The organism is Mycolicibacterium houstonense, assembly GCF_900078665.2.
Lineage (GTDB): Bacteria > Actinomycetota > Actinomycetes > Mycobacteriales > Mycobacteriaceae > Mycobacterium > Mycobacterium houstonense.
On sequence record NZ_LT546207.1, the window covers coordinates 1371555 to 1377902 of the forward strand.

5 protein-coding genes and 2 pseudogenes are annotated in these 6348 nt (G+C 67.8%); 2 read left to right on the forward strand and 5 right to left on the reverse strand.

Annotated elements, in window-relative coordinates; translation table 11 throughout:
* The 3 genes and pseudogenes from BN4332_RS06880 to BN4332_RS06895 all read right to left on the reverse strand — a co-directional run.
* Nucleotides 1–321, reverse strand: a pseudogene (locus BN4332_RS06880) (patatin-like phospholipase family protein); the annotation flags it as partial.
* 94 nt (nt 322–415) lie between these two features.
* Complete coding sequence (locus tag BN4332_RS06890; RefSeq protein ID WP_084459201.1) at nt 416–1957, reverse strand: glycoside hydrolase family 183 protein; 1542 nt, start codon at nt 1955–1957, stop codon at nt 416–418.
* Between the two features lie 170 nt (nt 1958–2127).
* Nucleotides 2128–2727: pseudogene (locus BN4332_RS06895) on the reverse strand (SDR family NAD(P)-dependent oxidoreductase); the annotation flags it as partial.
* Between the two features lie 73 nt (nt 2728–2800).
* On the opposite strand from BN4332_RS06895, the gene BN4332_RS06900 reads away from it, so the two are divergent.
* Complete coding sequence (locus BN4332_RS06900) at nt 2801–3445, forward strand: TetR/AcrR family transcriptional regulator (RefSeq protein WP_066897777.1); 645 nt, start codon at nt 2801–2803, stop codon at nt 3443–3445.
* Nucleotides 3446–3531: 86 nt separating this feature from the next.
* A complete protein-coding gene (locus tag BN4332_RS06905; protein ID WP_066897778.1) occupies nt 3532–4581 on the forward strand; it encodes an alpha/beta hydrolase in 1050 nt (349 codons plus the stop codon).
* Here the strand turns inward: BN4332_RS06905 and BN4332_RS06910 are convergent.
* Nucleotides 4491–5390: a diacylglycerol kinase gene (locus BN4332_RS06910; RefSeq protein ID WP_066897779.1), complete on the reverse strand. Its 900-nt coding sequence runs from the start codon at nt 5388–5390 to the stop codon at nt 4491–4493. The genes BN4332_RS06905 and BN4332_RS06910 overlap by 91 nt on opposite strands.
* Nucleotides 5387–6348: FAD-binding oxidoreductase (locus BN4332_RS06915; RefSeq protein ID WP_276527209.1), on the reverse strand; the 962-nt coding region annotated here is incomplete at its 5' end. The genes BN4332_RS06915 and BN4332_RS06910, both read right to left, overlap by 4 nt.

Genomic DNA, 6348 nt, shown 5'->3' on the forward strand with positions numbered 1-6348 from the left:
GGCGGCGAGGCCGCGTTGGCTGCCCAGCAGCCGGGGATTGAGCAGTCGCGGCGAGGGAATCGGCGGCAGGCTCGGCGGGGTGTCCGCGATGTGCCTGCGCAACCGCTCGTCGTCGGAGGTGCCGCGCTGCATCTCGACCAGATCGGTCACCGTGGCGCCGCCACCGAGCATCGTGACGAGCTCGGCTCCCGCCGAGGTGCCCTGCAGCACGGCGGCGTCGCAAGGGTTCCAGCCGGTCTGCTCAGCCAACGCATGCAGGGCGGCGACGGTCCACGCGCCGCCGATGGTGCCACCGCACCCGATCACCAGGGCCGTGCTCATGGCGTCACCCCGGAATCCGACTGGACCGCATGGTCTTTGGACTGGCGTTCGATCCGCTGCAGGTAGGCTGACCGGCCGTTGGGATCCAGCTCCGTCAGGGCGCGCCGGTCGTTGATCCGGCCGCGCACCGCACGTTGGAGCGCCTCCGGCACGAGGGCGTCGACGAGTGCCCAGCCGGGGGCGACCCAGCCCGGAACCGAGGTGCGGGCCGCNCGTTGTAATCGCCCCAGTAGGACAGGTTGTAGTACAGATACTGCGAATTGTCCTCGACGACATTGCCGTTGGCATCGACCTTGTTGAAGTAATCGGTGCCCGACATCGGGTGCACCATCGGTGCGTACATGCCGCTGTTGCTGGTCAGGTTGTTGTTGACCAGCGTCGTGGTGTCCGACCATTCACCCTGCGGTGAGTCCGACACGCGCATCACCACATTGTTGCCGCCATCGGTGTAGAGCACCACGTACTTGCCGAGGTATTCGTTGTACTGGACGGACATCTCGCTGACGTTGCCGTTGGTTGGCAGCCCGCCGACCCAGATGCCGTTGGCGATCTTGGTGAACAAGCCGAAGGTGAAGAAGTCGGCCACCTTGTACAGGGTGGGCAGCAGATCGGTGCTGCTGGAACCGAATACCGGAACCGCGGCCGACGGGTCGCCGGTGACCCACTGGCCGACGCCGGCATCCTCGCCCGCCCAATACTCGTAGGCGTCCAGGTTGGTGAGCTGATCCCGCTCCACCCGAGCCACGTAGGCCGAGCCCTGGCGGCCCGACGGTGTCCCGTACACGTAGACGTAGGGGTCTTCTGGGTCGTCCGACATCACCAGGGCGTTCTGCTGGAAATGCTCGTCGCCGGGCACGTAGGCCGGGCCCGCGCGGAACCAGCCCGACGAACGCACGGTGTCGGGATCGACCGTCCAGTTCTTGCCGCCGTCGGTGGAGTAGGCGATGCCCGAGTAATTGGTGGTCCAGCTGCCGGGGTTGTCCCAGGTGCGCACCGACATCACGGTGGCGTACTGCGTGTAACTGCCGTCGTCGTTCCGGATCGCGATCGCCGAGGTGGGGATCATCGTGTACGTCCGGCCGAACAATCCGTCGTAGCCGGGGTCGTAGATGATCTGGGTGGCGCCCGCCGCCGGGCCGCCGGTGCCGTACCAATCATGCACTCCGGCAGGATCGCCGGGGTACTTCGCGCCGACACTGACGACCGCACCGCTGAACTGGAGACCGTCGGACAGGTCGGTGTCGCTGGTGCGGAACAGCACGTTGTTGCGCCAGTCACCGGTCATACCGCGGCCGCTGTAGGTGTCGCCGAACATCGTGTAGATGATCGCCTTGCCCGTGGTGGGGTCGACGTACCCGCTGTTCCACATGATCCCGAGATCCGTGCCCGCGACGTACCAGTGGTCGGTGACGCCGGGGCCGGTAACCGGCCCGAGCTTGTCGGTGAACTCCGCCAGGGACTTCGGCACCTGAGGCTTAGGGGTGAGATCGTCGGTCTGGATCGCGGCGTTCGGCGTGACCGCCGCCATCGGCCGGATGTCACCCTCGGCCACCACCGACGCGGCATCGTTGACCGACACCAGGTTGGTGGTGGTGTTGATCGAGCGCTCGAATTCCCTTCGGGTCCAGGCCATCATGGCCCACAACGCCGGGGACTGGCCGGGCGCCACCGGGGTGCTGCCCGCACCGAACGGGGCCAGGCCAGCCACCCCCAGCAGTGCCGACACGACCGGCGGCGCGGCAATCTTCGGTGCCTCGGGTGGTTCGGTTGCGTTGATCGCGGCGGTCGGAACGACGCTGCGCTCCNCGCCGATGGCAGCACGGCCGAGACCGTGACCCCGGTGCCGGCGTACTCACGGCGGGCCGCGAGTGAGGCGCCCAGTGCGGCGAACTTGCTGGCGTTGTAGGTCACCATGCCGGGGATCGGAATCATGCCGGCCATCGAGGCCACGTTCACCACGTGGCCCCGGCCGCGAGACACCATCGACGGGATCACGGCCCCCATCCCGTTCAGCACACCGCGCACGTTGACATCGAGGATCAGGTCGGTGGTGGCCTCGGATTCGGCGTCGAACGGGCCGAGCGGCATCACTCCGGCGTTGTTGACCAGAATGTCCACCGGCCCCGATTCGGCGAGGACTTCGGCGACGAACCGGTCCCACGATGCCCGCTGTGTGACATCGAGATGCCCCGATCGGCAGCGCGGCAGGGTGGCCGCCGTGGCGGCCGCGACGTCCGCGTCGACATCGCCGATCCATACCGTGGCGCCCCGCCTGGCGAAGAGCTCGGCCGTCCGGGCTCCGAGGCCGCGCGCCCCGCCGGTGACGATCACCACCGCCCGGTCGAGTGCCACCTGTCGTTGTGAAAACCGCACGTCATGCCCTTCCCAGGAGTCGATCGCGACCATTCGCATACTCACGGTATCTGAATACTCGGAGTTAATTCAATACCCGGAGTTCAACGGGAACTATCATCGGAGCATGCCGCGGCTGACCAGGGTGCAACGCCAGGAACAGACCCGCGCCGAACTCTTGGAGGCGGCCAGGCAGCGCTTTCTGCGTCACGGTTACGCCGGCACCAGTCTTGAGGACATCGCCGATGACGCGGGCTTCTCGAAGGGAGCGGTGTACTCGAACTTCGGCAGCAAGCCCAACCTGTGCCGCGACGTGCTCGAGCTGATCCACCGCGAGAAGTTCGCCGAGATGGCCGAACTCGCGACGTCGGACGCCGACCTGGAGAGCCGCGTCGCGGCGGTGAGTGCCTGGCTGGAGCGCACCGCGGGCGACGTCGGGTGGACGATGCTCGAACTCGAATTCGCGGTGTTGTCCCGGCACAACCCGGAACTGGCCGGCATGATCACGACGCTGCGCAACGACGCCGCCGGTATGGTCACCGAAGTCCTGCAATCCATGTCTGCCGAACTCGGCCTCACCGAAGCGCAATTGGAGCACAGTGCGGTAGCCGCCAGCCTGGACGACCTTGCCAATCTGCTGCTCAGCGCCGGGATCGGCCTGGGCATCCAGCGGGCGATCGACCCGTCGGTGCCGGCGCGACCGTTCACCGACGCGTTCGGGCATCTGGTGAAACTGCTTGCCGCCCTAGGGGCGCCGCAGCCGGTCGACTGACATCGCGGTTTTTATATACACAAGCGCAGTTCTGTGTATTATCCGACGGTCGGATCGACTTGCCTGTATCGCCGAAGGAGCCGGGGATGAGTTCATCAGCCGCTGCGCTGTCGACCCGCCGTCCCAGCCGGAGATCCCGAGCGTGCTATGCGATCGCGCGCCGGACGCTGCTGGTCCAGATGCGCAGATCGGCTGCCTACCAAGGCAATCGATCCGTCGAGGACCGCCTCACCGCGATCGGCCGTCGCATCAATACGGTCGCGCGGCTGCAGCGCCTGCGCCCGCGGCGGGGATTACAGGTCAGCCGGGTCGGGTTCGGGGGCGTCACCGTCGAGACCGTCCGCACGGTCGAATCGGCCCACCGCCCGCTCGCTGACGGCGCCATCCTCTACCTGCACGGCGGGGGGTTCATCCTCGGCGGCTTCGACACCCATGTGCACGTGGTGGTCGCACTCGCCCGGCGCACCGGTCTGCCCGTGGTGCACGTCGAGTATCGACAGCATCCTGATGTGACCGTCGACGAGTCGATCACGGACTGCCTGAGCGCCTACCGCTGGCTGCTGGATCAGGGTGCCGACCCGGCCAAGACCGTAGTGGCGGGGGACTCGGCAGGCGGATTCCTGGCGTTCGCAACCGTTCTCGCCGCCCAGGAGCAGGGGATCGGGGCCCCGGCCGGCGTGGTGGGCATCAGCCCGTTGCTCGAGCTCGACGGCGAACGCCGAGCCGGGCACCCCAACCTCGACGCTGATCTGATGGGCATCGGACTGGTGCTGCCGATGATCGTCGACTGTGTCAGCCCACGCACCTCGGACGGCCGCGCGTTGTCACCTGTGGACGGGCGGCTCGACCAGTTCCCGCCCAGCCTGATCGTGGCCGCCGAATCCGAAGTGCTCCGCTGCGACGCCGAACGAATGCACGAGGTCCTGACCGGTTTGGGCCGGCCGTGCACCCTCAAGCTCTGGCCAGGTCAGCTGCACGCGTTTCCGGCGTTCCTACCGTTCCTGCCGGAGAGCCGTGAGGCGCGAGACTGCATCGTGGAGTTCATTCAGGACTGCCTCGGCACGAGTATGCGCAGCGCACCCGGCACCGCGGATACCGTCACCGGCAACGGAAGCGCGAAATCGCCGTCGGCGTAGGCGTTGATGCCCGGGCACTCGACGTGGACCGTCCGGGCGCGTTTGGTCGTCACCTCGTCGAGATTGACGTGGGTGCCCTTGAAAACGGTGGGGAACAACCGGATCAGCCTGGTGCGCGACGCCGAGGTGATCATCGTGACGTCGAGGAGCCCGTCGGCGTGATCGGCACCGGGGCAGATCAGCATGCCGCCGCCGTAACTGCGGGTGTTGCCGAAGGCGGCCAGCGTGAGGTCGGTGCGGATCTCGGGCTCGTCGTCGAACGTGAGCCGGAACGGCAACAGCCGCAGCTTCGAGATCTCCGCGAGCATCGCGACGTTGTAACGCATCCGGCCGTGCGGCCAGCGCATCCGGTTGGTCCTATCACTGACCAGTGAATCGAAGCCGGCCGCCATCACGGTGCCGAACCACTTGACCGCACCCGAGGCGTCCTCGATGCGGCCGAGATCGACGGTCTCGGTCCGGCCGTCGGCGATGACATCGGCCGCTGCCTCGGGATCGCCTGTCGGCAAGCGGTATTCGCGCGCGTGGTCATTGCCGGTGCCTGCCGGCACGATGCCGAGCGGCACATCGCCGGTGGCCAGCGCCTGCAGCGCCAGTGAGATCACCCCGTCGCCACCGACCACCACGAGAGCATCAGTGCCACGGTCGAGGGCGTCATCGACCAGCCGGCGGGCGTGCGCGGCATCGGTCCCGACGATCGCACACACGTCGATGCCGCGTCGCTGGAGCTGTGCGACCGCCCGTTCGGCCGCATGCGGGGCATTGCCGTGTCCGGACAGGGGATTGGTCAGTACGGTGACCTGGTTCACGGAATCAACTTGCCCGGGTTGAGGATTCCGGCCGGGTCGAGCGTGGCCTTGACCGCGCGGAGGATCTCGACGCCGAGGTCGCCGACTTCGTCGCGCATCCAGGGGCGGTGATCCGCGCCGACCGCGTGGTGATGGGTGATGGTTCCGCCGGTGGCCACCATCGCGTCGGACGCCGCGATCTTGGCCTTGCGCCACTGCTCGATCGGGTTGCCACGCTGACCGGCGACCACGGTGAAATACAGCGAGGCTCCGGTGGGATACACATGCGAAATGTGGCACATCACGAGGGTCGGCGTGCCGGATTCGGCGAGCGAGGTGGTCAGGGCTTCGGTGACCGCGGCCTTGAGCGCGGAGAGGTTGGACCACGTGGTGGCGGTCTCCAGGGTCTCGCACAGCGCACCCGCTGCCAGTAGCGAATCGCGGAGATACGGCGCACCGAACCGGCCGTGCTCCCAGGCCCGGGCGGCCGGTTCGCCCAGCGAGGTGCCGCCGTGTTGTTCGAGCACGGCACGGGTTTCGGCGTGGCGGCTCGCGGTGTGGGCCGCCGTGCCCTCGAACAGCGTGATGGCCAGACAGCCACCGGTGATGCTCTGTTCGCCGATGCTCTCCGTGGTGGCCAGGTTGACTCCGGTCTCGGCCTCGTCGGACAACCGGATCACGGTCGGGCCGGTGCCGGTCTGGGTGACCGCACGCAATGCTTCGGCTCCGGTGGCGAAATCGGGGAAGGACCAGGCCTCGTAGCGCGTGGTCTCCGGAACCCGGTGCACCCGGACCCGAACCCGGGTGATGACACCGAACACCCCTTCGGAACCGAGGAGCAGTTGGCGCAGGTCCGGTCCGGCCGCCGAGGCGGGAGCGCGGCCGAGGTCGAGCACACCGGCGGGCGTCACGGCGCGCAGGCCGCGGACCATGTCGTCGAAGCGTCCGTACCCGGCGGAATCCTGCCCCGACGATCGGG

What these genes read in the sequence shown, in the direction of transcription:
- BN4332_RS06905 (WP_066897778.1), top strand. Translation starts at nt 3,532, where the DNA reads ATGAGTTCATCAGCCGCTGCGCTGTCGACCCGCCGTCCCAGCCGGAGA.
- BN4332_RS06900 (WP_066897777.1), top strand. Translation starts at nt 2,801, where the DNA reads ATGCCGCGGCTGACCAGGGTGCAACGCCAGGAACAGACCCGCGCCGAA.